We start from the raw sequence: 22917 nt of genomic DNA, 5'->3' as shown, positions 1-22917 counted from the left end.
GTTTATGTTGCCAACTCAAATGGTTGAATCATCACGGGACGTTACGCGACGTAGAAAAATGTTCCACACAGGAACGCGGAACTGGCTTAACTTTAGAGCATTGAATATTGCGGTGCACAAGAGTCTGATGCAGTGTCATTTCAACAGCGTGAGTAGCGGGCCCCAGTAGCGGAGTGGCAAAGTGTCATTGTTAAACATCTATTGGAAATCGCTCCAATATCTCGGCGCTGAAAAGCGCGCGACTATGTTTATCTGCGCCGTCAACGTCGCCTTGGCATTGACGATGTTGTTCGAGCCATTGCTTATGGGTCTCGTCATCCAGGCAATTGCCGACAAGTCCGACATTTGGCTCCCGCTTACTCAATTGGCCGCGGTTGGTTTGTTCCACATCGGCGCGAATGTCCTGGTTGCACGCGAGGCCGACCGCCTTGCGCACCGGCGCAAGCTTGCCGTACTCACAGAATCCTACAATCGCGTAATCAGTATGCCACTTTCCTGGCACCATCAGCGTGGCACGTCCAATGCGATGCATACGCTTTTGCGTGCTATTGAGACGCTGTTTGGCCTTTGGCTCGAATTCATGCGCACACATCTCGCAACCGCAGTGGCGCTGGGAGGCCTCATTCCGTTGGCTGTGACGCAAGACTGGCGTCTGGCCTCAGTATTGGCGGTTCTGGGTGTCGTTTACGTCCTCGTGAGCCGCTTTGTGACAGCCAAGACCAAGGACGGTCAGGCCCAGGTCGAGCGCCATCACATCACGGCCTTCAGCCACGTTACAGACTCGATGGGCAATCTCTCCGTATTGCAGAGCTACAACCGCATCGACGAAGAAACGCGCGCGCTGCAGTCCTACGCGAAACAGCTGCTTGCCGCGCAGTACCCTGTGTTGAACTGGTGGGCCTTGGCCGCCGGTATCAATCGCATGGCTTCTACAATATCTATCCTTGTGGTTCTCGCCCTCGGCGCCCATTTCGTCATGCAAGGTGAAATGCTGGTTGGTCAGGTCGTGTCCTTCATCGGCTTCGCCACACTGCTGATCGGTCGTCTCGACCAGCTCAGTGCGTTCGTCAACCAGATTTTCGCGGCGCGCGCCAAGCTGGAAGACTTCTTCGAGATGGAGGCTTCGGCTGCCTATGCGGTCGAGCCGAAGGCTGCACACGATATCGATAATGTCAGCGGTAACGTCGAGTTCGAGAATGTTTCCTTCGAGTTCGCCAATTCGACACAGGGCCTCAAGAACGTTTCGTTCAAAGCCAAGGCTGGGCAGACCGTCGCCATCGTTGGCCCGACAGGTGCCGGCAAGACGACGCTGATCAATCTCTTGCAGCGCGTATACGATCCGAAGGAGGGCCGCATTCTGGTCGATGGTATCGATACGCGTACGGTCAGCCGCCGGTCGCTGCGCAACGCAATTGCCACCGTGTTTCAGGATGCGGGCATGTTCAACCGCTCGATCGAAGACAATATCCGCGTTGGTCGCCCGAAGGCCAGCGACGAGGATGTGCTTGCTGCGGCCGAAGCCGCCGATGCGAGCGACTTCATTCTCGCCAAGTCTGCTGGCTACGGGACTGTTGTCGGCGAGCGCGGTTCGCAGCTGTCGGGCGGTGAACGTCAACGCGTCGCTATCGCCCGCGCCATCCTCAAGGACGCGCCGATCCTTGTGCTTGACGAGGCGACCAGTGCACTCGACGTCGAGACGGAAGCACGCGTCAAGGTTGCCGTGGACAAGCTGTGCCAGAACCGCACGACCTTCATTATCGCCCACCGTCTATCGACTGTCCGCGATGCCGATATCGTGCTCTTCATGGATCAGGGCGAAATCGTCGAGTCCGGCAGCTTCGATGCCCTGGCGCGCCAGAACGGCCGCTTCAGTTCGCTGCTCAAGGCGGGTGGCCTGAAGCTCGACGACGATACAGCCAATGTAACTCCCTTCCCGCGCAAGCCAGAAGCAGCCTGAAAAGCTCGGACTTCTTAGGAACCTTCAACGCCGCCCTATCCAACGATCAGGGCGGCGTTGGCATATTAAACCCCAGCGCAACTACCTCGCGCACGCTGCCTACAGCTCGGCGTCGTGCAGGTCCTCGTCGGATGGTTCGTCATCGGCCTCATCGCCCGCGAGGTCTTCCGTCCGCAATACCAATACTGGTATGACATCAGGATCGTCCTTGTTAGCGAGTTCATTGTATCTCTTGACGCCCTCCTCAAGGGGAACCCACTCTGCTACATCAATAATCTCGTGAAGCAAATCTTTAGGATCGCGGGGCATGAATATACTCCTTGTCAAAGGATCATATTCCAATAACGTGCGCCTATCCGTCAATTGGACGATGGTCTAAGGGGCTCCAAAGGATCAGCTAACACAGCGGCTTATTCCTCCCCGCGCTCCTGCCGCAGTTTGTTCCAGTAATCGATGCGCTTGCGGATCTCGCGCTCGAAGCCGCGCTCCGGCGGATCGTAAAACGTCTGGCGGCCGAGCGCTTCCGGAAAATAATTCTGTCCTGAAAAAGCCTCCGGCTGATCATGGTCGTAGGCATAGCCCTTGCCGTAGCCTTCACCCTTCATCAGCTTCGTCGGCGCATTGAGGATGTGCTTCGGCGGCACGAGCGAACCATTTTCCTTGGCAGCGCGTGTTGCCGCCTTGTATGCCAGATAAACCGCATTGGATTTCGGTGCGGTGGCGAGATAGACGCAAGCCTGCGCCAGCGCCAATTCACCCTCCGGCGAGCCCAGATAATCATAGGCGTCCTTGGCGGCATTGCAGATCACAAGCGCCTGTGGATCGGCCATGCCGATGTCCTCGCTTGCCATCCGCACGAGCCGCCGCCCGAGGTAGAGCGGGTCTTCGCCCGCATCGAACATGCGGCAAAGGTAATAGAGTGCTGCATCAGGATCGGAACCCCGAACGGATTTATGCAGCGCCGAGATCAGATTGTAATGACCGTCCTGGCTCTTGTCATAGACCGGCGCGCGCCGCTGGACGATCTGCTGCACCCGTTCCGCGTCGAAAACCTCACCATCCCGCGCCGCGCGCCAGACTTCCTCGGCCAGCGTCAGGATTGCCCGCCCGTCACCATCGGCCATACGCACAAGGCTCGCCCGCGCCTCGTCATTCAGCGGCAGGGGCTTGCCTTCATGGACTTCTGCGCGCTCGAGCAGAGCGGTCAGGCTTGCCTCGTCATGCGGATGAAACACCAGCACACGAGCACGCGACAACAACGCCGCATTCAATTCAAAGGACGGGTTCTCCGTCGTCGCGCCGACAAGAACGATCGTGCCGTCCTCCATCACTGGCAAGAACGAATCCTGCTGCGCCCGGTTGAAGCGATGTATTTCGTCGACGAACAGCAATGTCTGGCGGCCGGACATTTTTCTCGAACGCGCCATGTCGAAGACCTTCTTCAGGTCCGCCACACCTGAGAAGATCGCCGAGATCTGTTCGAATGCGAGGTTCGTTTCGTTGGCAAGAAGCCGCGCCACGGTCGTCTTGCCTGTTCCGGGCGGTCCCCAGAAAATCATCGAGCCGAGCGAGCCGGATGCGATCATCCGCGTCAGGGCGCCTTCAGGTCCCGTCAGATGCTCTTGACCGGTGACCTCGCCCAGTGATTTTGGCCGCAATCGGTCCGCAAGCGGCCGGCTCCTGTCCAATGCCGGATCGTCATTGACCGAAAACAGGTCAGCCATATTCTCTATTTGCCTCGCTTAGCGAATGATTTGCCGGATTATGGCACCGCCGCGCTCGAATTCGAAGCGCCAAAGCGAAGGGTCGCTGGACATCGCCTTACTTAGATCGGCAATCGTATCGATTTCCTCGCCATTGACTCCGCGGATGATATCTCCGGGACGCAAACCGATGCGCGCGGCCGGCGAATTGCGGGTCACCTTGTCCACCGCCACACCATCCGTATCCGGTGGCAGCTGCAGCCGAGCGGCGCTGCTTGGCGTCAGCTTGAGGACGAGCGCGCCGGACAGCGGGTTCTTGCCTCCGATCATCAATTGATTGTCCGGAGAGTCGGCGCGAGGCTTTTCGAGCGAAACCGTCACCGTCTTTTCCGCTGCCCGGCTGAGCACGCCGAGTTTAACTGCCCTGCCAATTCCGGCTGTCGTCAGGCGATAGCCGAGCCCATCGGGATTCTCGATCCTTACATCATCGACGGTTAACACCACATCGCCGACGAGAAGTCCGCCCTTCTCGGCGGGGCTGCCCTTCGTGATATTGGTCACCAATGCGCCATAGGGCTGCTTCATGCCCAGACCTTCAGCCACATCGGGTGTCACATTCTGGAAAGTGGCGCCGATATAGGGCCGCTCGAACCTGTCTGCGCCTCCCTTCGCCGTCTCGACAACGGCGCGTACCATATTGGCCGGAATAGCAAAACCGATGCCGACCGACCCGCCGGAGCGCGAGAATATTGCCGTGTTGATACCGATGAGCTTGCCATCCATGCCAATCAGCGCACCACCGGAATTGCCAGGATTGATCGCAGCGTCGGTCTGGATAAAGAAGTCGAAATCTGAAATGCCAACCCGCGTGCGCGCCTGCGCCGAAACGATGCCGCTCGTCACCGTCTGGCCGACGCCGAAGGGATTGCCGATGGCGAGCACCAGATCGCCGACTTCGACCTTGTCGGAATCCCCCAATCCCAAAGACGGCAATGGCTCGCCCGCGTCGATCTTCAAAATTGCAAGATCGGTCGATTCATCCTTGAGCAGAACCTTCGAGTCGAACTCACGCCCATCGGACAGTGCGACTTTCACCGTATCGGCATTGCGGATCACGTGATTATTGGTAACGATAATCCCGGAAGGATCGGTAATCACGCCTGAACCGAGCGACGATTGCACGCGCGGCGGTGCATTGAATTGTCCACTGCCGAAGAATTGCTCGAAAAAGGGGTCACCGGCAAAGGGCGAACGTGTCTGCACCTCTTGTGCCGCATAAACGTTCACGACCGCACCCGCCGTTTGCTTCACCAGCGGCGCAAAAGAGAGCTGCAGCTCGCTGCGCGTCGTAGGCAATTGCTTTGCCGTATCCGTCGCTGTTTGGGCATGGAGCGGCATCACCATTCCGGAAAACATAGCGGTACAGAGGAAAAGTGCCCGCGCTGATGCAGCGGCTTTGGAACTCATATCAATCTCCCGGTACGTGATGAATCAATCAAAACTGTCTCGACCAATGTGGTGATTTCGAAGCGAGATACCAGCGAAGAAACAAAGCAAATTTGAGACATAAGGTACCAGTTGGGATGTACACGACACCGTCTTCATGCATCGCCATATTTGGGATAATAATAAAACCACAGGTATCTTGAGAAACCGAGGACATGCAAAAAGGCCAGTTCAGGATATTTCCATGCGAAGTTCCCGGTATCGAGGTGGTGGAAGCTGCCACGAACCATGCCTTTCCACGCCATTCGCATGAGCAATATGGAATCGGCGTCATTCATCAAGGCGCGCAGAAATCCCTGAGCGGCCGCGGCCAAGTGGAGGCAGGTCCCGGCGACATCATCACCGTCAACCCGGGCGAGGTGCATGATGGCATGCCGATCGGCGATGCAGGACGTTCATGGCGCATGCTCTATTTCGATCCGGCGATCATCAGCGAAGCCATCGACGACATGAATGAAGGCGCCGCGAACACCCGCGAATTCATCCGACCCGTTATGAGCGACGCCAGTGTCGCGACTGTTTTCCAGCGCCTTTTCGCAATCATGACAACCGCCAATTCGCCCGAACTCGAGCGCGAAGAACTCCTGCTGCAGTTGCTCCCGACGATTGTCCGCGAACGCAGTGAACAGGATGGTTCAAGCCGGGCGTTTGCAGTCATCGACCGCGCGAGGAATTTGATCGATGATGAGCCGACTTTTCCGGTAACGCTTGCCGATCTTGCGCGAACAAGTGGATTGAGCCGGTTTCAGGTTCTGCGCGGCTTTGTCAAAGCGACCGGCTTCACACCGCACGCCTATCTCATGCAACGCCGGATCGACCTTGCCCGCCGTCTGATCGCGAGCGGATCGCCGTTAGCCGATGCGGCCGCTACGAGCGGCTTTGCTGATCAGAGCCACATGACCCGCCTGTTCGTGCGCACATACGGGCTCTCCCCCGGCGCCTATGCTGCCGCTTTTGCGTGATTTTCTGCTCCAGCTGCAATCCTGTTCAAGACGAGCGTCTCCTGATCGGCTTCAGTTCATTCTCTGAGCATGCAGAAGGAGAATAGTTGTGGGCTTCGAATTCCTCATGACTTCGTTGATCATCGTCATGTCGCCCGGTACGGGTGTCGTTTACACCTTGGCGACAGGTCTCGCGCGCGGCGCCCGGGCCAGTGTCGCGGCGGCTTTTGGTTGCACCATTGGCATCATCCCGCACATGGCGGCAGCTATCGGAGGGCTGGCGGCAATTCTCCACACCAGTGCCCTCGCCTTCCACACTTTCAAATATGCCGGCGTTGTCTATCTGCTCTATATGGCCTGGAACGCTTTGCGCGAGAAAGGCTCGCTGAATGTCGACAGCGAAGCTGGAGAAAAGTCGCTGATGCAGGTGACGATCACCGCGATCCTGATCAACATCCTCAATCCGAAACTATCGATTTTCTTCCTGGCATTCCTGCCGCAATTCGTCAGCGCCACGGAGCCGAATCCACTCTCGCGCATGCTAACCTTGAGCGCCGTTTTCATGCTGATGACCTTCGTCGTGTTCGTCGGGTACGGCCTTTTCGCCGCCTCGGTCCGCGATCAGGTCATCTCGCGTCCGCGCGTCTTGACATGGATGCGCCGCAGTTTCGCCGGAGCGTTTGTTGCGCTGGGCGTAAAGCTTGCGCTTGCCGATCGGTAATCATGCCTAATCGCGCCACGCGCGCCCAACTCATTTCATCTCGACCAGTTGGATGAGGTTCCCACAAGTGTCGTCCAAAACTGCCATTCGTACAGTTCCAGCGTCCATCGGTTCGACTGTGAACACCACCCCGAGGTCGTGAAGCCTTGCGAACTCCGCATTCAGATCCTGGACCTGAAATGACGTTGCGGGAATACCGTCTTTGACGAGCGCGTTCTTGAAGGGTTTGACGGCAGGGTGCTCACTCGGCTCAAGCAGCAGTTCCGTTCCCTCGGGTTGCTCCTTTGACACCAGTGTCAGCCACCGGTGTTCTCCTACGGGGATGTCGTGCTTCAAAATGAAGCCGAGCTTATCGGTGTAAAACCTGAGGGCGTTTGCTTGGTCATCGACTAAGACGCTGGTCACATAGATTCGCATGGTGATGCCTTTCCTACAGATACTTCTTCAGCCACTGGTTAGTCGCCACTTGCATTGGCGCGACATTCAAGGAATGGGTTTTGGTCCGGCCCTTCCAAGAGGTTATGATCAATCCAGCCCTTTCCAGCATGTCGAGATGCTGGGAAATCGTTTGTCGGGATAGGCTCTTGCCGTCGGCGGCGGCAAATGAGGCGCAGATCTCGAACAATGACCGCTCAGAACGCTCCTGAAGAAGATCGAGGATGCGCCTCCGGGTCGCGTCGCCGAGAGTCTTGAAGATCAAGTCGAGTTGTTCGTCGTGCACGTATACAAACATGCAGTAAAATACCTGCATGTCAAGCCACAGAATCCACCTATCTGTCGACCAGGTCGCCCGATGTGAGAGGACGCAACCTAGAGCAAACAGAAAAAGGGAGCGTAAGCCCCCTTCTCAATTCTCAATTCTAAGCCGAAGCGTTGCTTACGCTGCTTCGGCTTCGTTTTCGCGTTCGGCTTCAACGCGGGCCAAATCCTTGGAACCCTTGGCGTTGACATCGCGATCGACGAATTCGACAACTGCGAGCGGTGCATTGTCACCGGCGCGGAAGCCTGCCTTCATGATGCGGATGTAGCCGCCATTGCGCTGGCCATAGCGCGGAGCAAGCGTATCGAACAGCTTGGCTACGAGCTTGGCATCGCGGATGGCCGAAATGGCCTGACGACGAGCGTGCAGATCACCGCGCTTGCCGAGCGTGACAAGCTTTTCAACGATGGGACGAATTTCCTTGGCCTTGGGCAGCGTTGTCACGATCTGCTCATGCTCGATCAGTGATGCAGCCATATTGGCAAACATCGCCTTGCGATGGCTGGCAGTCCGGTTAAGCTTGCGGCCTGAATTACCGTGGCGCATGAGCCTTCTCCTTAGTTTCTCTTTTTCGGGCTCATGGCCCGGGCTTTAAATTCGGGCAGAGCCCGGGTGGTTTAGTTGTCGCAATTCCTGACGGAAAACCGGCGTCCAGTTTTCCTGGAATTGCTTAATACTGGTCTTCGTAACGCTTCGCGAGATCTTCGATGTTCTCTGGCGGCCATGAAGGAACTTCCATACCGAGATGGAGACCCATGGAGGCGAGAACTTCCTTGATTTCGTTCAGCGACTTGCGGCCGAAGTTCGGTGTGCGCAGCATCTCTGCTTCTGTCTTCTGAATGAGATCGCCGATGTAGACGATGTTATCATTTTTCAGGCAGTTTGCCGAGCGAACCGAAAGTTCGAGTTCATCGACCTTCTTGAGCAGTGCAGGATTGAACGCGAGTTCGGTAACCTGTTCCTGCTGAACTTCCTTCTGCGGCTCGTCGAAGTTGACGAAGATCGCGAGCTGGTCCTGGAGAATACGCGCTGCATAGGCGACGGCATCCTCACCCGAGATCGAACCATCGGTCTCGATCGAGAGGATCAGCTTGTCATAATCGAGAACCTGGCCCTCGCGGGTGTTCTCGATCTTGTAGGATACCTTGCGGACCGGCGAGTAAAGGCTATCGACCGGGATCAAGCCGATCGGAGCGTCTTCTGCGCGGTTGCGGTCAGCCGGAACGTAGCCTTTGCCGGTGTTGACGGTGAATTCCATGCGGATTTCAGCGCCTTCATCGAGCGTGCAGATAACGTGATCCGGATTGAGGATCTCGATATCGCCAACAGTCTGGATATCGCCGGCCGTAACGACGCCCGGGCCTTCCTTGCGGACGACCATGCGCTTGGGACCATCGCTCTCCATGTGGATAGCGATTTCCTTGATGTTGAGGACGATATCCGTCACATCTTCACGCACGCCGGGAATCGACGAGAATTCATGCAGAACGCCGTCGATCTGTACAGCTGTCACGGCAGCGCCGCGCAGCGAGGACAGGAGCACACGGCGCAAGGCGTTGCCGAGCGTCAAGCCATAGCCGCGTTCCAGCGGCTCAGCGACGACCGTTGCCTTGGTCTTCGAGCCGGAGGTCTGGAACTCGACCTTGTTCGGCTTGATCAATTCTTGCCAGTTCTTCTGGATCATCTATTTTTCCTTCATCCTTGCCTTTACCACCATCCAATCGTGGCATTGAGGCGTGGAAACCCCACATCGGGGTTCGAAACCGGGGAGCTGAAAGCCAGCTCTTGCGGCCTATGCTTGTCGCAATAAAATTATACGCGGCGACGCTTGCGCGGGCGGCAGCCATTGTGCGGAATCGGCGTCACATCGCGGATCGATGTGATCGTGAAACCGGCAGCCTGCAGTGCGCGCAGAGCCGACTCACGGCCGGAGCCCGGTCCGCAAACCTCGACTTCGAGCGAGCGCATGCCATGTTCCTGCGCCTTCTTGGCGCAATCTTCAGCAGCCATCTGGGCAGCGAAAGGCGTGGACTTGCGTGAGCCCTTGAAGCCCTGTGCACCGGCGGAAGACCAGGCAATCGCATTGCCCTGTGCATCCGTGATGGTGATCATCGTATTGTTGAATGTCGAATTAACGTGGGCAACGCCCGACGAAATATTCTTGCGCTCGCGACGGCGAACGCGCGTGGCTTCTTTGGCCATGGTAGTCCTTTCAGTTGATCTCGACGCCTCCGTATTTCCAGAGGCTACACCGTGGTTTCAGTTAAAGTGCGAAACCAGCACTTGTTCGCCCGAAAAGACGAAACCGGCGCAGCGAACCGCGCCGGAAAATCTTACTTCTTCTTGCCGGCAATTGCCTTGGCAGGACCCTTGCGGGTACGCGCGTTGGTATGCGTACGCTGACCGCGAACCGGCAGCGAGCGGCGATGACGCAGGCCGCGGTAGCAGCCCAGATCCATCAGACGCTTGATGTTCATCGAAACTTCGCGGCGCAGATCACCTTCAACGTGGTAATCGCGATCGATTGTTTCACGAATCTGCAACACTTCCGCATCGGTCAACTGATTGACGCGACGCTCTGCAGGAATGCCGACTTTCTCGACGATTTCCTGTGCAAACTTTTGACCAATCCCGTGAATGTACTGAAGCGCGATAACAACGCGCTTGTTCGTCGGGATGTTGACGCCAGCAATACGAGCCACGCCTGTTCTCCTTGTTAACCGGCAGAGCTGGATGGCCAATGCGGCAGCCAGATGACGGGATGAAAATTATATTCGGGGACAAACACAAACGATCAGCCCCGAACCTCTCTTACCGGATCGGCGCCGACCGCTTTATATTCCCAAGCGAATTTGCGCCGTACTTGAAGGAATCGCCGTGAAAAGTCAACTCCTTCGATGAAATTATGTCAGACTTATAACTCCGACAGAATTTTTTCGATCGATGCGGTGACGTCGTCCATGTCCGCCATGCCATCGACCTTCCTCAACTTGCCCTTGGCGTAGTAGTAGCCAATCAGCGGAGAGGTCTGCTTGTAGTAGGCCTCGAGGCGCGTGCGCACCGTTTCGGCATTGTCGTCCGGACGGCGCTTGAATTCCGTCGAACCGCATTTGTCGCAGACGCCCGCCACATGCGGCTTCTTGTTGGTGTCGTGATATCCGGTGCCGCACTTCGCGCAGGAATAGCGGCCGGATATACGCTCGACCAGGACATTGTCATCAACTTCGAGCTCGATCACGCAATCGAGCTCGAGACCCTTGTCAGCCAGCATCTTCTCGACCGCGTCGGCCTGGATCAATGTTCTCGGATAACCGTCGAGAATAAACCCGTTGACCGCATCCGGCTGATCGATGCGTTCCGAGACGATTGCGTTGACGATCTCGTCGGACACCAGCTTGCCGGCATCCATGACAGCCTTGGCACGCAAACCGACATCGGTTCCGGCCCTCACCGCGTCACGCAGCATGTCCCCCGTGGAGAGCTGCGGTACGCCAAATTTTTCTACCAAGCGCTGAGACTGAGTTCCCTTACCTGCCCCCGGTGGTCCGAGAAGTATTAATCTCATCTGTTGCGTTTCCCTCCCCGGAGCTTCGACTTCTTGATCAGCCCTTCATACTGGTGCGCAATCAGATGACCCTGGATCTGTGCAACCGTATCGAGCGTGACGCTCACGACAATCAACAGCGATGTACCGCCGAGATAGAATGGAACGCCGGCCCACGAAATCAGAAACTCAGGCAGCATGCAGATGACGACCAGGTAGATTGCACCGAGAACTGTGACACGCGTCAGAACATAATCGATATACTCAGCAGTACGTTCGCCGGGGCGAATGCCGGGGATGAAACCTGAATGCTTCTTCAACTGGTCGGCCGTGTCCTTCGGATTGAAGACAAGCGCCGTATAGAAGAAGGCGAAGAAGACGATCATCGCTGCATAAAGCCCCATATAGGCAGGCTGGCCATGACCGAGCGACGACAGGATGGTCGTTGCCCAGGCTGGCATCTGATGGCTCTGCGCGAAGCCGGCAATGGTAGCTGGCAACAGCAGCAGCGAGGAGGCGAAGATCGGCGGAATAACGCCGGCCGTGTTCAGCTTCAGCGGCAGATGCGAGGTATCGCCCTGGAACATGCGATTACCGACCTGACGCTTCGGATACTGGATCAGCAGGCGGCGTTGTGCTCGTTCGACGAAAACAATAATGCCGATGACGGCGACCGTCAGAACGATGATCGCAAGGATGATGCCGGTCGACAGCGCACCGGTACGGCCGAGTTCCAGAGTACCGGAAATGGCCTGCGGCAGGTTGGCGACGATGCCGGAGAAGATGATCAGCGAGATACCGTTACCAATGCCGCGTGCAGTAATCTGCTCGCCCAGCCACATCAGGAACATCGTGCCGCCGACAAGCGTGATCACCGTCGAGAACATAAAGAACGGTCCGGGATTGGTAACGATACCCTGACTGCCCTGCAGGCCCGCGGCAATCGCGTAAGCCTGAACCGTTGCCAGAAGCACGGTACCATAGCGCGTATATTGGTTGATGACCTTGCGGCCCTGCTCGCCGTCTTTCTTCAGCTGCTCAAGCGCCGGAACGACCGAAGTCATCAGCTGGACGATGATCGAAGCCGAGATATAGGGCATGATACCGAGTGCAAAGATCGCCATGCGCGCAACAGCGCCGCCGGCGAACATGTTGAACATGCCGAGAATGCCCTGCGACTGATTGTTGAAGGCCTGAGCATAGGCGGCAAGATTGATACCCGGTAACGGGATGTAAGTTCCGAGCCGGTAGACCAGCAATGCGCCAAGCGTAAACCAGATGCGCTTCTTGAGCTCATCGGCCTTCGAGAAAGCAGAGAAATTGAGATTTGACGCGAGCTGTTCAGCGGCTGAAGCCATTATAGTCTCCGGTCTGTGCCCTTTCGGGGCTCCATCTTGTTACCCGCAGCGGGAATCGATGGTCCTACCCAGATATGTGCACTACCGCGCCATGCGTCCACCTGGACGCATAAAGGACGCAGTAGCAGTCAAAACTACGCATCATATCTGACAAAAAAATCGATTAGTTTTTTTGTTACATATGATGCGGGAAGAAAAGGTACAAGCGGCGATCACGAAGAACGCCGCTTGTATAGTCATTTTATTCAGCGGCAGTGGGAGCAGCTGGAAGCTTGACGGTGCCGCCGGCCTTTTCGATCTTTTCGATCGCCGCCTTCGACGCACCGGCAACCTCGAAGGTCACAGCAGTCTTGATCTCGCCATCGGACAAGAGACGCACGCCATCCTTGGCGCGGCGGATGATACCGGCAGCCTTGAGGGTGTCGAGCGTGACCGTTGTCTTGGGATCGAGCTTCTTGGCATCGATGGCAACCTGGATGCGGCCAACCGACACAACGTTGAAGTTCTTCGAGAAGATGTTGGTGAAACCGCGCTTTGGCAAGCGGCGGTAGAGTGGCATCTGTCCGCCTTCGAAACCGTTGATGGCAACGCCCGAACGCGACTTCTGTCCCTTCACACCGCGACCGGCAGTCTTGCCGGAACCGGAACCGATACCACGGCCAACGCGCTTGCGTGTCTTGGTGGCGCCTGGATTTTCACTCAGATCATTGAGTTTCATTTGTCTAATCTCCGGTATCAAGCCTCGTCCACAACGCGGACGAGATGTTGAACCTTTGCAATCATGCCGCGAATTGAAGGCGTATCTTCAAGCGTACGGCGGCGATGCATCTTATTGAGGCCCAAGCCGATCAGCGTTGCGCGCTGCTCTGCCGGACGGCGGATAGGGCTGCCGATCTGTTCGACCGTAACCGTCTTACCCTTCTTCTTCTCAACCATGACTTTGTCCTTTAGTCTCTACAGTGAGCAGGAGCCAGTGGCCCTGCCCTGCTGCGCCAATTATGGCCTATTCTTCCGAACCGACCACATCGCGGCGGCGAGCCTGCAGTGTCGAATACTTGATACCGCGCTGGGCAGCGATGTCCTTCGGGTGCATCTGATGCTTCAAGGCATCAAACGTCGCGCGAACCATGTTGTATGGGTTCGACGAACCGAGCGACTTGGCAACAACGTCCTGTACGCCAAGCGTCTCGAAGACGGCGCGCATAGGACCACCGGCGATGATACCTGTACCAGCTGTGGCTGCGCGAAGCAGAACCTTGCCGGCGCCATGACGGCCTTCAACATCGTGATGAAGGGTACGGCCCGAACGCAGCGGTACGAAAATCATTTCGCGCTTGGCGGATTCAGTTGCCTTGCGGATAGCTTCCGGCACTTCGCGTGCCTTGCCATGACCGAAACCAACGCGGCCCTTCTGATCGCCGACAACGACGAGAGCAGCAAAGCCAAAACGCCGGCCGCCCTTGACGACCTTGGCGACGCGGTTGATGTGTACGAGCTTGTCAACGAATTCGCTATCGCGCTCTTCGTTGCGGCCGCGATCTTCGCGGCTTCTCTTTTCCTGTGCCATGCTCCTAATTCCTTTTTCTTTTCCGGTAGCACGAATGATTTTACCGTGCCGTGCACCCACTTGGATACACATAGGCCGCGGTAACGGTCCTTGTTGCGCAGAATTCCCGCAAACCGTCCGGTTCAGGGGGGCTTATGCGCTATCGAAGTCCGGCTTGCAAGAGGCGAGCCCCTGCAGTTCCGGACTTCGATATTCTTTACCCTACGACCAGGTCATAAGGCTTGTGTGTCTGTTCAGGTCAGGGCGAGCCGAAAATGGTGGTTTTCGAGAACCGGAGCGCAGCGTACATTTGGTACGTGAGCACCGGATCGCAGAAAAACGCCATTTGCAGGCCGCCATGGCGTGAACGGTAGGTCTTAGAAGCTAAGACCTGCTTCACGGGCAGCTTCAGCAAGTGCCTTGACACGGCCGTGGTAAATGTAGGCGCCACGATCGAAGACAACTTCCTTGATGCCGGCTTTAACAGCGCGCTCTGCAACGAGCTTGCCGATCAATGCCGCTGCGTCCGAATCTGCACCGGTCTTCAGCTGACCCTTGAGGTCAGCTTCGAGAGTGGATGCGGATGCAATTGTATGACCACGCGCATCGTCGATGACCTGCGCATAGATATTCTTCGAAGAACGGTGGACGCTGAGCCGCGGACGGTCACCGGCAACCGCCTTGAGCTGGCGGCGAACACGCGAAGCGCGACGCTGAATGATTTCTTTCGGCGATGCCATGACACGAATTCCTTACTTCTTCTTACCTTCTTTACGAACGATCTTCTCGCCCGCATATTTCACGCCCTTGCCCTTGTAAGGCTCCGGGCTCCGATATTCGCGAATCTCGGCTGCTACCTGGCCAACCTGCTGCTTGTCGATACCGGTCACGACGATTTCCGTCGGCTTCGGTACGGCAACAGTGATGCCTTCCGGCACCTTGTAGACAACTTCATGGCTGAAGCCGAGCGACAGCTGCAGGTTCTTGCCCTGCATTGCCGCACGATAGCCGACGCCGCTGATTTCCAGGCGCTTTTCGAAGCCGTCCTTAACACCCGTGAAGATGTTAACGACCATGGTGCGGCTCATGCCCCACTTCGAACGAGCAACCTTGGTGTTGTCACGCGGATTGACGCTGACAGCACCGTCTTCGAACTTGACTACAACATCGTCGTTGGCGACGAAGCTGAGTTCACCCTTCGGGCCTTTGGCCTTGATGGTCTGGCCGTCTACGCTGGCTGTTACGCCTTGCGGGACTGCCACTGGTTTTTTACCGATACGAGACATTTTTCAAACCTTTCAAGCCGGTGCTTAGAATATACGGCAGAGCAGTTCGCCGCCGACATTCTGTTCACGTGCCTCGTGGTCTGCCATGACGCCCTTCGGCGTCGACAGGATCGAAATACCAAGTCCGTTCGCAACCTGCGGGATCGACTTGACCGAAACGTAAACGCGACGGCCAGGCTTCGAAATACGGGTGATCTCGCGGATCACCGGCACGTTCTCAAAATACTTCAGTTCGATTTCAATCTCGGACTTGCCGTTGTCGAAATCAACCTGGCTGTATCCGCGGATATAGCCTTCAGCCTGAAGAACATCCAGAACGCGGGCGCGCAGCTTGGAGGCCGGGGTCGAAACCTTGCCCTTCTTGCGCATGGTTGCGTTACGGATACGGGTCAGCATATCGCCGAGAGGATCTGTCATAGACATCTGTCTTCTCCCTTACCAGCTCGACTTCACGATGCCAGGCACCTGGCCGAGCGAACCCAGCTGGCGCAATGCGATACGCGACATTTTGATCTTGCGGTAATAACCGCGCGGACGGCCCGAAACTTCGCAACGATTGCGAATACGAACCTTGGCGGAATTGCGTGGCAGCTCTGCCAGCTGGATGGTCGCGCGGAAGCGCTCATCCAGAGGAAGCGACTGATTCATCACGACAGCCTTCAGGCGCGAACGCTTTGCAGCGAAACGCTTTACCAGAAGACCGCGGCGCTTGTTCTTTTCGACTGCGCTCGTCTTTGCCATTTCAAATACCTCGCTACGCTTGCCGTTACTGGCGGAAAGGGAAGTTGAAGGCGCGCAGGAGAGCGCGTGCTTCATCATCCGTTTTTGCAGTCGTACAAACGATGATGTCCATGCCCCAGATCTGATCAACCTTGTCGTAGTTGATTTCCGGGAACACAATGTGCTCCTTGATGCCCATGGCGAAGTTGCCACGACCGTCAAAGCTCTTCGGGTTCAGACCGCGGAAATCTCGAACGCGCGGAAGCGCGATGTTGATCAGGCGATCGATGAATTCATACATGCGCTCTTTGCGAAGAGTGACCTTCGTTCCGATCGGCATATTCTCACGAACCTTGAAGGTTGCGATCGAATTGCGCGCACGGGTAATAACCGCCTTCTGGCCGGCAATCAATGCCAGATCTTCAGCTGCGACAGTTGGCTTCTTGGAGTCGGCAGTTGCCTCGCCCACACCCATGTTGAGAACAACTTTGGTGATGCGCGGGATCTGCATCTCGTTGTCGTATTTGAACTCCTCGAGAAGCGCCTTACGTACCACTTCCAGGTACTGCTTCTTCAGACGGGGTTCGATCTTTGCATCAGCCATCGATCAGATCTCCTGAACGCTTTGCTACACGTACCTTCTTGCCGTCCTCGAGGATCTTGAAGCCAACGCGGGTCGGCTTTCCATCCTTGTCGGCGATAGCAATGTTCGACAGATGGAGCGGCGCTTCTTTCGAAATGATGCCGGCTTCCTGGGTCTGTGTCTGCTTCTGGTGACGCTTTACAAGATTAACGCCGCGAACGAGCGCCTGCTCGTCCTTCGGCAAAACTTTGATTACTTCGCCGGTACGGCCCTTGTCCTTACCAGCTAGAACGACAACGCGGTCGCCTTTACGGATCTTCTGCATCGTCTGCTCCTTACAATACTTCTGGAGCCAGCGAGATGATCTTCATGTGGCTCTTTGCGCGAAGTTCGCGCGGAACCGGTCCGAAGATACGGGTGCCGATAGGCTCTTTCTTGTTGTCGATCAGGACAGCAGCGTTCTTGTCGAAACGAATAACGCTACCATCTGCGCGACGGATGTCCTTGGCGGTACGAACAACCACCGCCTTCATCACGTCACCCTTTTTCACACGGCCGCGCGGAATTGCTTCCTTGATCGAAACGACAATAATGTCGCCGACCGAAGCATATTTCCGCTTCGAGCCGCCCAGCACCTTGATGCACATGACACGACGTGCGCCGGAATTATCCGCGACGTCGAGGTTTGTTTGCATCTGAATCATGACTAGCCGCCTTCTTCTTGTTCAACCGGACTGGGCTTTCCTTGCCCCTCGCGATTGCTGCGTCTTTCGCTCATAACCCCAAAAATCACTTCGATTTTTGGAAAGGATTATGAGCCATTCAGAGTTTTGCTGCGCACCGCGCAGCAAGTCAGATAGTTACTTAACTTGCGGGGGCGTCGGTTACGACAACCCAGCATTTGTCTTTCGAAATCGGCTTGGATTCCTCGATGGAAACCATATCGCCAACCTTGAACTGGTTGCTCTCATCGTGCGCCTTGTACTTCTTGGACTGGCGCACAGTCTTCTGGAGGAGCGGGTGCGAATAGCGCCGCTCGACCTTGACCACAACGGTCTTGTCGTTTTTGTCGCTCACGACAACGCCCTGCAGAATGCGTTTAGGCATGGTTTTCTTCCTTAAGCCTTGCTCTCGACCGCTTTTTGGCGGGCGACAGTCTTGATGCGCGCAATATCACGGCGGATCTGCCGGACGCGAGCGGTTTTTTCCAACTGGCCGGTTGCCTTCTGGAAGCGCAGGTTGAACTGCTCTTTCTTCAGGGAACCCAACTCTTCATTCAACTGATCGAGGCTCAAGGCCCGGACTTCTGCGGATTTCATGACATCCACCCCTTATTCTGCGATGCGCTGAATAAAGCGCGTCTTGACCGAAAGCTTGGCCGCTCCGAGACGGAGGGCTTCACGAGCAGTTTCTTCCGAAACTCCGTCGAGCTCGAACATGACACGGCCTGGCGCGACACGGGATGCCCAATAGTCAACCGAACCCTTACCTTTACCCATGCGGACTTCAGTAGGCTTCGATGTGACCGGCACATCCGGGAAAATCCGGATCCACACACGACCGGCACGTTTCATGTGACGGGTAATTGCACGGCGAGCGGCTTCGATCTCACGCGCGGTAACGCGGTTCGGCTCGAGGGCCTTCAGGCCGAAAGCACCAAAATTAAGGTCCGTGCCGCCCTTCGATGCGCCGTGGATACGGCCCTTGAACTGCTTGCGGAACTTTGTGCGCTTAGGCTGCAGCATTGTTCTCTACTCCAAAATTCTCGTTTCCGAAAGACGCTATTTAAGCGTTTTCGCGGCGACGGCCCGAACCCTGATGGCTGGCATCACCTTCAACAGCGCGGCGTTCGGAAGCCATTGGATCATGCTCAAGGATTTCGCCCTTGAAGACCCAGACCTTGACGCCGCAAATGCCGTAGGCAGTGTGTGCTTCAGCAGTTCCGTAATCGATATCGGCACGAAGGGTATGCAAAGGCACGCGGCCTTCACGGTACCATTCCATACGCGCAATTTCCGCACCGCCGAGACGGCCCGAGCAATTGATACGAATGCCTTCTGCACCAAGACGCATTGCCGATTGAACGGCACGCTTCATGGCACGGCGGAAAGCAACACGACGTTCCAGCTGCTGAGCGATAGACTGCGCAACGAGAACTGCGTCTGTTTCCGGCTTGCGGACTTCAACGATATTGAGCGTTGTGTCGCCATTGGTCATTTCTGACAGCTTGCGGCGCAACTTCTCGATATCGGCGCCCTTCTTGCCGATGATCAGACCCGGACGTGCAGCATGGATCGTGACGCGGCACTTCTTGTGCGGACGCTCGATGACCACCTTGGAGATGGCTGCCTGCTTCAGTTCGTCCATCAGATACTTGCGGATCTTCAGGTCTTCGTGCAGCAGTTTGCCGTATTCACCGGTATTCGCGTACCAACGCGAGTCCCAGGTGCGGTTGATGCCGAGGCGGAAGCCAATCGGATTAATCTTCTGGCCCATTATGCGGCCTCCCCTTTTTCCTCAGCTTCGCGAACGACGATCGTCAGATGCGAGAATGGCTTCTCGATCCGGCTTGCACGACCGCGACCACGAACATGGAAGCGCTTCATCACGACTGACTTGCCTACATAGGCTTCAGCAACAACCAGCGTATCAACATCCAGGTCGTGGTTGTTTTCTGCGTTGGCGATAGCCGATTCGAGAGTCTTTTTCACCGTGCCTGCAATGCGCTTGCGCGAAAATTCCAGGTCGGCAAGAGCGGCGTTGACCTTCTTGCCACGAATAAGAGCAGCCACCAGATTAAGCTTCTGAGGGCTGATGCGGAGCGTGCGGGCAACGGCTTTCGCCTCGTTGTCCTTAAGCTGGCGCGGAGCCTTAGCCTTGCCCATCGTTATTTCCTCTTCGCCTTCTTGTCCGCGCCGTGCCCGTAATAGGTACGCGTCGGAGCGAATTCACCAAACTTGTGTCCGATCATCTCTTCGTTGACCGAAACCGGAACATGCTTGTTACCGTTGTACACGCCGAAGGTCAGACCGACGAACTGCGGCAGGATCGTGGAGCGACGGCTCCAGATCTTGATAACTTCACTGCGACCGCCCTCACGTACCTTCTCAGCCTTCTTGAGAAGATAGCCATCGATGAACGGGCCTTTCCAAACTGAACGAGCCATTTCAGACTACCTCTCTTACTTCTTGCGCTGATGACGCGAACGAGCGATGAACTTGTCCGTCGACTTGTTGGAGCGCGTCTTCTTGCCCTTCGTGGGTTTGCCCCACGGAGTAACCGGATGACGTCCGCCTGACGTACGGCCTTCACCACCACCGTGGGGGTGATCGACCGGGTTCATGGTAACACCACGATTGTGCGGGCGCTGACCGAGCCAACGGCTGCGACCTGCCTTACCAAGGTTGATGTTGCCATGGTCAGGGTTCGATACCGCACCGACCGTGGCAAAGCACGAACCGTGCACGAGGCGCTGTTCACCTGAGTTCAGGCGAAGGATTGCCATGCCCTGGTCGCGGCCGACGAGCTGCGCATACGTACCGGCGGAGCGAGCGATCTGACCGCCCTTGCCCGGCTTCATCTCCACATTGTGGATGATGGTGCCGACCGGCATAGCCTGCAGAGGCATGGCATTGCCCGGCTTCACGTCCGTCTGCGCGCCAGCGATAACGCTGTCGCCAACGGCCAGACGCTGCGGCGCCAGGATGTAGCTCAGCTCACCGTCTTCGTAGCGGATGAGCGCGATGAATGCGGTCCGGTTCGGATCGTATTCAAGCCGCTCGACCTTGGCAGCCACGTCATGCTTGCGACGCTTGAAGTCAACGAAGCGGTATGTGCGCTTGTGCCCGCCACCCTGGAAACGCACGGTAATGCGACCGGTGTTGTTACGACCACCCTTTGACGACAGACCTTCAGTCAAGGCCTTGACAGGCTTGCCCTTGTAAAGCTCCGAACGGTCCACGATGACCAACTGACGCTGGCTTGGTGTGGTTGGATTATAATGTTTGAGTGCCATTGTCTTTACTCCACGGCCCCTCAGAGACCAGTCGAAACATCGATCGACTGCCCTTCGGCAAGCGTCACGACTGCTTTCTTGACATCACTCTGGCGCCCGACGATGCCGCGGAACCGCTTCACCTTGCCTTTGCGCACAGCTGTATTGACTGCAGTAACCTTCACGCGAAACAGCGCTTCGACTGCAGCCTTGATTTCCGGCTTCGTTGCCTTCTTGGCTACGTTGAAGACGACCTGGTTATGTTCGGAAACCAGGGTCGACTTCTCGGTAATGACCGGGCTGACGATCACGTCGTAGTGGCGAAGATCAGTCATTTGAAACGCTCCTCGAGAGCTTCAACTGCTGCCTTGGAAAGCACGAGCTTGCCACGACGCAGGATGTCGTAAACATTGATGCCCTGAATTGGCAGAACATCGATGTTCGGGATGTTCGAAGCGGCACGGCGGAAATTCGCATCGATCTCGGCACCGCCGATGAGAAGCGCATTTTCCAGGCCAAGCTTGGCGAACTGCGAAACAAGTACCTTGGTCTTGGCTTCAGCCGACAGAAGATCGTCGATGATGATCAGGTCGGAAGCCTTTACCTTGGCGGACAGGGCATGACGAAGTGCAAGTGCACGCACCTTCTTCGGCAGGTCATGATCGTGGCTGTGAACAACCGGACCGTGAGCCTTACCACCGCCGCGGAACTGCGGAGCACGTGCCGAATGGTGACGGGCGCGGCCCGTACCCTTCTGCTTGTACATCTTGGCGCCGGTCCGTGCGATTTCCGAACGGCCCTTTGCCTTGTGCGTGCCCTGCTGCTTGCGAGCAAGCTGGTAACGGACCATGCGCTGAAGGATATCGTCGCGCGGCTCAAGACCGAAAATCTCCTCGGAGAGTTTCACCTTGCCGGCTTCTTTGCCTTCAAGTGTTGTGATCGAAAGGTCCATTATTCGGCTCCCTCGGTTGCCTGTGCGACTTCTGCATCAGACACGGCTGCTTCAATGTTTGCGGCCTCGTCGACTGCAAGCGCCCGGAGACCAGCTGGCTTGGGAGCATTGTCCGGCAGCGCTTCCTTGACGGCATCGCGTACCAGTATCCATGCACCCTTGGAACCAGGAACAGCACCACGAACCAGAATAAGGCCACGATCGAGGTCAGTCGAAACGACTTCGATGTTCTGTGTGGTGATACGGGTCGAACCCATATGACCGGCCATTTTCTTGCCCTTGAACACCTTGCCCGGATCCTGACGCTGACCGGTAGAACCGTGAGCGCGGTGGGTGACCGAGTTACCGTGCGTTGCGCGGTGACCGCCGAAGTTATGACGCTTCATGGAACCGGCAAAACCCTTACCGATAGAAGTACCAGTCACATCGACCTTCTGGCCGGCAACGTAATGTTCGGCTGTGATCTCAACGCCGACATCGAGAAGATTGTCGACCGAGACGCGGAATTCCGCGACTTTAGCCTTTGGCTCGACTGAAGCCGTCGCGAAATGACCGCGCAAGCTCTTCGTCGTATTCTTTACCTTGGCCAGACCTACACCGAGCTGAACGGCAGTGTAGCCATTCTTCTCGACTGTACGCTGAGCCACAACCTGACAATTCTCCATCCGGAGTACTGTCACCGGCACATGCTCACCTGCGTCGTTGTAGACGCGAGTCATGCCCAGCTTCTGTGCAATTACACCTGAACGCATCGGTTCGTCCTTCCGTCCTCAAGCCTTACAGCTTGATCTCGACATCAACACCAGCGGAAAGATCGAGCTTCATCAGCGCGTCAACTGTCTGCGGGGTTGGGTCTACGATATCGAGAAGACGCTTATGAGTGCGCATCTCGAACTGTTCGCGGCTTTTCTTGTCGATATGCGGCGAGCGGTTAACCGTGAACTTCTCGATCCGCGTAGGAAGCGGGATCGGTCCGCGCACATTGGCACCGGTACGCTTGGCAGTCGACACGATCTCCCGCGTCGAATCGTCAAGGATCCGATGATCAAACGCCTTGAGGCGAATGCGGATGTTTTGACCGTTCATTTCATCTTTTCCTTGTTTTGCAGAGACGCCCAATAGCAGGCGTCTTCTGCATAAAACCTTAATTTATACAGCAATCGCCGAGACGATGCCTGCACCTGCCGCGAGGCTTTCGCCTCGCAATCCTTTAGTTTCGGTTGGTAGCAACCGGGATTTGTTTTTTCGATTATTCGATAATCGAAGAAACAATCCCTGCTCCAACCGTGCGGCCACCTTCACGGATAGCGAAGCGCAGCTTCTCTTCCATGGCGATCGGCACGATC

General features: G+C 56.5%; 36 protein-coding genes. 3 read left to right on the top strand and 33 right to left on the bottom strand.

Annotated features, from left to right (window positions below; translation table 11 throughout):
- Positions 1-181: 181 nt before the first annotated feature.
- A complete protein-coding gene (locus tag C7476_RS08495; protein WP_114429392.1) occupies positions 182-1957 on the top strand; it encodes a glucan ABC transporter ATP-binding protein/ permease in 1776 nt (591 codons plus the stop codon).
- A gap of 99 nt (positions 1958-2056) precedes the next feature.
- Here the strand turns inward: C7476_RS08495 and C7476_RS08490 are convergent, their stop codons facing one another.
- The 3 genes from C7476_RS08490 to C7476_RS08480 all read right to left on the bottom strand — a co-directional run bounded on the left by C7476_RS08490 (position 2057) and on the right by C7476_RS08480 (position 5127).
- A complete protein-coding gene (locus C7476_RS08490; RefSeq protein WP_114429391.1) occupies positions 2057-2266 on the bottom strand; it encodes a hypothetical protein in 210 nt (69 codons plus the stop codon).
- Positions 2267-2367: 101 nt separating this feature from the next.
- A complete protein-coding gene (locus C7476_RS08485) occupies positions 2368-3681 on the bottom strand; it encodes a replication-associated recombination protein A (RefSeq protein ID WP_114429390.1) in 1314 nt (437 codons plus the stop codon).
- An 18-nt stretch (positions 3682-3699) separates the two neighbouring features.
- A complete protein-coding gene (locus C7476_RS08480; RefSeq protein WP_425373957.1) occupies positions 3700-5127 on the bottom strand; it encodes a DegQ family serine endoprotease in 1428 nt (475 codons plus the stop codon).
- A 194-nt stretch (positions 5128-5321) separates the two neighbouring features.
- On the opposite strand from C7476_RS08480, the gene C7476_RS08475 reads away from it, so the two are divergent.
- Positions 5322-6128, top strand: a complete 807-nt coding sequence (locus tag C7476_RS08475) for an AraC family transcriptional regulator (RefSeq protein ID WP_114429389.1) — start codon at positions 5322-5324, stop codon at positions 6126-6128.
- 88 nt (positions 6129-6216) lie between these two features.
- Positions 6217-6828: a LysE family translocator gene (locus C7476_RS08470; RefSeq protein WP_114429388.1), complete on the top strand. Its 612-nt coding sequence runs from the start codon at positions 6217-6219 to the stop codon at positions 6826-6828.
- Between the two features lie 30 nt (positions 6829-6858).
- Here the strand turns inward: C7476_RS08470 and C7476_RS08465 are convergent, their stop codons facing one another.
- From C7476_RS08465 to C7476_RS08320, 30 genes are all read right to left on the bottom strand, one after another.
- Positions 6859-7245 carry a VOC family protein gene (locus C7476_RS08465; protein ID WP_114429387.1) on the bottom strand — a complete coding sequence of 129 codons (387 nt, stop codon included), beginning with the start codon at positions 7243-7245 and terminating at the stop codon, positions 6859-6861.
- Between the two features lie 13 nt (positions 7246-7258).
- Positions 7259-7561, bottom strand: a complete 303-nt coding sequence (locus C7476_RS08460; protein WP_181872382.1) for an ArsR/SmtB family transcription factor — start codon at positions 7559-7561, stop codon at positions 7259-7261.
- 144 nt (positions 7562-7705) lie between these two features.
- Positions 7706-8134 (bottom strand): 50S ribosomal protein L17, encoded by a 429-nt coding sequence (gene rplQ / locus C7476_RS08455; RefSeq protein WP_114429386.1) that lies wholly within the window; start codon positions 8132-8134, stop codon positions 7706-7708.
- 124 nt (positions 8135-8258) lie between these two features.
- A complete protein-coding gene (locus C7476_RS08450) occupies positions 8259-9272 on the bottom strand; it encodes a DNA-directed RNA polymerase subunit alpha (RefSeq protein ID WP_106716793.1) in 1014 nt (337 codons plus the stop codon).
- 128 nt (positions 9273-9400) lie between these two features.
- Positions 9401-9790, bottom strand: coding sequence for a 30S ribosomal protein S11 (gene rpsK, locus C7476_RS08445; RefSeq protein WP_008124952.1), 390 nt, complete (start codon positions 9788-9790; stop codon positions 9401-9403).
- A 131-nt stretch (positions 9791-9921) separates the two neighbouring features.
- A complete protein-coding gene (gene rpsM / locus C7476_RS08440) occupies positions 9922-10290 on the bottom strand; it encodes a 30S ribosomal protein S13 (protein WP_008124949.1) in 369 nt (122 codons plus the stop codon).
- Positions 10291-10502: 212 nt separating this feature from the next.
- Positions 10503-11153: an adenylate kinase gene (locus C7476_RS08435; RefSeq protein ID WP_114429385.1), complete on the bottom strand. Its 651-nt coding sequence runs from the start codon at positions 11151-11153 to the stop codon at positions 10503-10505.
- Positions 11150-12490, bottom strand: a complete 1341-nt coding sequence (gene secY / locus C7476_RS08430; protein ID WP_114429384.1) for a preprotein translocase subunit SecY — start codon at positions 12488-12490, stop codon at positions 11150-11152. The genes C7476_RS08435 and secY overlap by 4 nt, the downstream gene beginning before the upstream one ends.
- A gap of 241 nt (positions 12491-12731) precedes the next feature.
- On the bottom strand, positions 12732-13208 hold the full coding sequence (gene rplO, locus C7476_RS08425; RefSeq protein WP_114429383.1) for a 50S ribosomal protein L15: 477 nt from the start codon (positions 13206-13208) through the stop codon (positions 12732-12734).
- A gap of 17 nt (positions 13209-13225) precedes the next feature.
- The gene (gene rpmD / locus C7476_RS08420; RefSeq protein ID WP_106663217.1) at positions 13226-13426 is read right to left on the bottom strand and encodes a 50S ribosomal protein L30; all 201 of its coding nucleotides are present in this window, start codon (positions 13424-13426) and stop codon (positions 13226-13228) included.
- A 67-nt stretch (positions 13427-13493) separates the two neighbouring features.
- Entirely contained in the window at positions 13494-14057 is a 564-nt protein-coding gene (gene rpsE / locus C7476_RS08415) for a 30S ribosomal protein S5 (RefSeq protein ID WP_091922984.1), read from the bottom strand.
- A gap of 356 nt (positions 14058-14413) precedes the next feature.
- Complete coding sequence (gene rplR, locus C7476_RS08410; protein ID WP_106716799.1) at positions 14414-14776, bottom strand: 50S ribosomal protein L18; 363 nt, start codon at positions 14774-14776, stop codon at positions 14414-14416.
- Between the two features lie 12 nt (positions 14777-14788).
- Positions 14789-15322: a 50S ribosomal protein L6 gene (gene rplF, locus C7476_RS08405; RefSeq protein ID WP_112526911.1), complete on the bottom strand. Its 534-nt coding sequence runs from the start codon at positions 15320-15322 to the stop codon at positions 14789-14791.
- A gap of 24 nt (positions 15323-15346) precedes the next feature.
- Positions 15347-15745 carry a 30S ribosomal protein S8 gene (gene rpsH, locus C7476_RS08400; protein WP_106716801.1) on the bottom strand — a complete coding sequence of 133 codons (399 nt, stop codon included), beginning with the start codon at positions 15743-15745 and terminating at the stop codon, positions 15347-15349.
- Between the two features lie 12 nt (positions 15746-15757).
- On the bottom strand, positions 15758-16063 hold the full coding sequence (gene rpsN, locus C7476_RS08395) for a 30S ribosomal protein S14 (RefSeq protein WP_106716802.1): 306 nt from the start codon (positions 16061-16063) through the stop codon (positions 15758-15760).
- A 25-nt stretch (positions 16064-16088) separates the two neighbouring features.
- The gene (gene rplE / locus C7476_RS08390; RefSeq protein ID WP_112526909.1) at positions 16089-16646 is read right to left on the bottom strand and encodes a 50S ribosomal protein L5; all 558 of its coding nucleotides are present in this window, start codon (positions 16644-16646) and stop codon (positions 16089-16091) included.
- Entirely contained in the window at positions 16639-16950 is a 312-nt protein-coding gene (rplX, locus tag C7476_RS08385; protein ID WP_106716804.1) for a 50S ribosomal protein L24, read from the bottom strand. Before rplX ends, rplE begins: the two co-directional genes overlap by 8 nt.
- A 10-nt stretch (positions 16951-16960) precedes the next feature.
- Positions 16961-17329 (bottom strand): 50S ribosomal protein L14, encoded by a 369-nt coding sequence (gene rplN, locus C7476_RS08380; RefSeq protein ID WP_008124924.1) that lies wholly within the window; start codon positions 17327-17329, stop codon positions 16961-16963.
- Positions 17330-17489: 160 nt separating this feature from the next.
- A complete protein-coding gene (rpsQ, locus tag C7476_RS08375) occupies positions 17490-17732 on the bottom strand; it encodes a 30S ribosomal protein S17 (protein WP_106716805.1) in 243 nt (80 codons plus the stop codon).
- An 11-nt stretch (positions 17733-17743) separates the two neighbouring features.
- The gene (gene rpmC / locus C7476_RS08370; RefSeq protein WP_008124920.1) at positions 17744-17944 is read right to left on the bottom strand and encodes a 50S ribosomal protein L29; all 201 of its coding nucleotides are present in this window, start codon (positions 17942-17944) and stop codon (positions 17744-17746) included.
- Positions 17945-17956: 12 nt separating this feature from the next.
- Complete coding sequence (gene rplP, locus C7476_RS08365; RefSeq protein WP_106716806.1) at positions 17957-18370, bottom strand: 50S ribosomal protein L16; 414 nt, start codon at positions 18368-18370, stop codon at positions 17957-17959.
- A gap of 40 nt (positions 18371-18410) precedes the next feature.
- Positions 18411-19121: a 30S ribosomal protein S3 gene (gene rpsC / locus C7476_RS08360; protein ID WP_112526905.1), complete on the bottom strand. Its 711-nt coding sequence runs from the start codon at positions 19119-19121 to the stop codon at positions 18411-18413.
- On the bottom strand, positions 19121-19510 hold the full coding sequence (gene rplV, locus C7476_RS08355; protein ID WP_112526903.1) for a 50S ribosomal protein L22: 390 nt from the start codon (positions 19508-19510) through the stop codon (positions 19121-19123). The genes rpsC and rplV overlap by 1 nt, the downstream gene beginning before the upstream one ends.
- Before the next feature lie 2 nt (positions 19511-19512).
- The gene (gene rpsS, locus C7476_RS08350; RefSeq protein WP_008124912.1) at positions 19513-19791 is read right to left on the bottom strand and encodes a 30S ribosomal protein S19; all 279 of its coding nucleotides are present in this window, start codon (positions 19789-19791) and stop codon (positions 19513-19515) included.
- A gap of 15 nt (positions 19792-19806) precedes the next feature.
- Positions 19807-20640, bottom strand: coding sequence for a 50S ribosomal protein L2 (gene rplB / locus C7476_RS08345; protein ID WP_106716809.1), 834 nt, complete (start codon positions 20638-20640; stop codon positions 19807-19809).
- A 20-nt stretch (positions 20641-20660) separates the two neighbouring features.
- Positions 20661-20954 carry a 50S ribosomal protein L23 gene (locus tag C7476_RS08340; RefSeq protein WP_106716810.1) on the bottom strand — a complete coding sequence of 98 codons (294 nt, stop codon included), beginning with the start codon at positions 20952-20954 and terminating at the stop codon, positions 20661-20663.
- The gene (gene rplD / locus C7476_RS08335; protein ID WP_106716811.1) at positions 20951-21571 is read right to left on the bottom strand and encodes a 50S ribosomal protein L4; all 621 of its coding nucleotides are present in this window, start codon (positions 21569-21571) and stop codon (positions 20951-20953) included. Before rplD ends, C7476_RS08340 begins: the two co-directional genes overlap by 4 nt.
- On the bottom strand, positions 21571-22323 hold the full coding sequence (gene rplC / locus C7476_RS08330) for a 50S ribosomal protein L3 (RefSeq protein ID WP_114429382.1): 753 nt from the start codon (positions 22321-22323) through the stop codon (positions 21571-21573). Before rplC ends, rplD begins: the two co-directional genes overlap by 1 nt.
- Positions 22324-22348: 25 nt before the next feature.
- A complete protein-coding gene (gene rpsJ, locus C7476_RS08325) occupies positions 22349-22657 on the bottom strand; it encodes a 30S ribosomal protein S10 (protein ID WP_008124902.1) in 309 nt (102 codons plus the stop codon).
- Between the two features lie 163 nt (positions 22658-22820).
- Positions 22821-22917: EF-Tu C-terminal domain-related protein (locus C7476_RS08320; protein WP_458259306.1), on the bottom strand; the 97-nt coding region annotated here is incomplete at its 5' end.

It is taken from the genome of Phyllobacterium bourgognense, assembly GCF_003337575.1.
Classification (GTDB): domain Bacteria; phylum Pseudomonadota; class Alphaproteobacteria; order Rhizobiales; family Rhizobiaceae; genus Phyllobacterium; species Phyllobacterium bourgognense.
The sequence above is the reverse complement of the archived record's forward strand: the minus strand, read 5'-3'. Positions and strand labels throughout refer to the sequence as shown.

Coding starts and splice junctions, on each gene's coding strand:
- C7476_RS08490 (WP_114429391.1), bottom strand. CDS start 2,266: ATGCCCCGCGATCCTAAAGATTTGCTTCACGAGATTATTGATGTAGCA.
- C7476_RS08485 (WP_114429390.1), bottom strand. CDS start 3,681: ATGGCTGACCTGTTTTCGGTCAATGACGATCCGGCATTGGACAGGAGC.
- C7476_RS08480 (WP_425373957.1), bottom strand. CDS start 5,127: ATGAGTTCCAAAGCCGCTGCATCAGCGCGGGCACTTTTCCTCTGTACC.
- C7476_RS08475 (WP_114429389.1), top strand. CDS start 5,322: ATGCAAAAAGGCCAGTTCAGGATATTTCCATGCGAAGTTCCCGGTATC.
- C7476_RS08465 (WP_114429387.1), bottom strand. CDS start 7,245: ATGCGAATCTATGTGACCAGCGTCTTAGTCGATGACCAAGCAAACGCC.
- C7476_RS08460 (WP_181872382.1), bottom strand. CDS start 7,561: ATGTTTGTATACGTGCACGACGAACAACTCGACTTGATCTTCAAGACT.
- rplQ (WP_114429386.1), bottom strand. CDS start 8,134: ATGCGCCACGGTAATTCAGGCCGCAAGCTTAACCGGACTGCCAGCCAT.
- C7476_RS08450 (WP_106716793.1), bottom strand. CDS start 9,272: ATGATCCAGAAGAACTGGCAAGAATTGATCAAGCCGAACAAGGTCGAG.
- rpsK (WP_008124952.1), bottom strand. CDS start 9,790: ATGGCCAAAGAAGCCACGCGCGTTCGCCGTCGCGAGCGCAAGAATATT.
- C7476_RS08435 (WP_114429385.1), bottom strand. CDS start 11,153: ATGAGATTAATACTTCTCGGACCACCGGGGGCAGGTAAGGGAACTCAG.
- secY (WP_114429384.1), bottom strand. CDS start 12,490: ATGGCTTCAGCCGCTGAACAGCTCGCGTCAAATCTCAATTTCTCTGCT.
- rplO (WP_114429383.1), bottom strand. CDS start 13,208: ATGAAACTCAATGATCTGAGTGAAAATCCAGGCGCCACCAAGACACGC.
- rpmD (WP_106663217.1), bottom strand. CDS start 13,426: ATGGTTGAGAAGAAGAAGGGTAAGACGGTTACGGTCGAACAGATCGGC.
- rpsE (WP_091922984.1), bottom strand. CDS start 14,057: ATGGCACAGGAAAAGAGAAGCCGCGAAGATCGCGGCCGCAACGAAGAG.
- rplR (WP_106716799.1), bottom strand. CDS start 14,776: ATGGCATCGCCGAAAGAAATCATTCAGCGTCGCGCTTCGCGTGTTCGC.
- rplF (WP_112526911.1), bottom strand. CDS start 15,322: ATGTCTCGTATCGGTAAAAAACCAGTGGCAGTCCCGCAAGGCGTAACA.
- rpsH (WP_106716801.1), bottom strand. CDS start 15,745: ATGTCTATGACAGATCCTCTCGGCGATATGCTGACCCGTATCCGTAAC.
- rpsN (WP_106716802.1), bottom strand. CDS start 16,063: ATGGCAAAGACGAGCGCAGTCGAAAAGAACAAGCGCCGCGGTCTTCTG.
- rplE (WP_112526909.1), bottom strand. CDS start 16,646: ATGGCTGATGCAAAGATCGAACCCCGTCTGAAGAAGCAGTACCTGGAA.
- rplX (WP_106716804.1), bottom strand. CDS start 16,950: ATGCAGAAGATCCGTAAAGGCGACCGCGTTGTCGTTCTAGCTGGTAAG.
- rplN (WP_008124924.1), bottom strand. CDS start 17,329: ATGATTCAGATGCAAACAAACCTCGACGTCGCGGATAATTCCGGCGCA.
- rpsQ (WP_106716805.1), bottom strand. CDS start 17,732: ATGCCTAAACGCATTCTGCAGGGCGTTGTCGTGAGCGACAAAAACGAC.
- rpmC (WP_008124920.1), bottom strand. CDS start 17,944: ATGAAATCCGCAGAAGTCCGGGCCTTGAGCCTCGATCAGTTGAATGAA.
- rplP (WP_106716806.1), bottom strand. CDS start 18,370: ATGCTGCAGCCTAAGCGCACAAAGTTCCGCAAGCAGTTCAAGGGCCGT.
- rpsC (WP_112526905.1), bottom strand. CDS start 19,121: ATGGGCCAGAAGATTAATCCGATTGGCTTCCGCCTCGGCATCAACCGC.
- rplV (WP_112526903.1), bottom strand. CDS start 19,510: ATGGGCAAGGCTAAGGCTCCGCGCCAGCTTAAGGACAACGAGGCGAAA.
- rpsS (WP_008124912.1), bottom strand. CDS start 19,791: ATGGCTCGTTCAGTTTGGAAAGGCCCGTTCATCGATGGCTATCTTCTC.
- rplB (WP_106716809.1), bottom strand. CDS start 20,640: ATGGCACTCAAACATTATAATCCAACCACACCAAGCCAGCGTCAGTTG.
- C7476_RS08340 (WP_106716810.1), bottom strand. CDS start 20,954: ATGACTGATCTTCGCCACTACGACGTGATCGTCAGCCCGGTCATTACC.
- rplD (WP_106716811.1), bottom strand. CDS start 21,571: ATGGACCTTTCGATCACAACACTTGAAGGCAAAGAAGCCGGCAAGGTG.
- rplC (WP_114429382.1), bottom strand. CDS start 22,323: ATGCGTTCAGGTGTAATTGCACAGAAGCTGGGCATGACTCGCGTCTAC.
- rpsJ (WP_008124902.1), bottom strand. CDS start 22,657: ATGAACGGTCAAAACATCCGCATTCGCCTCAAGGCGTTTGATCATCGG.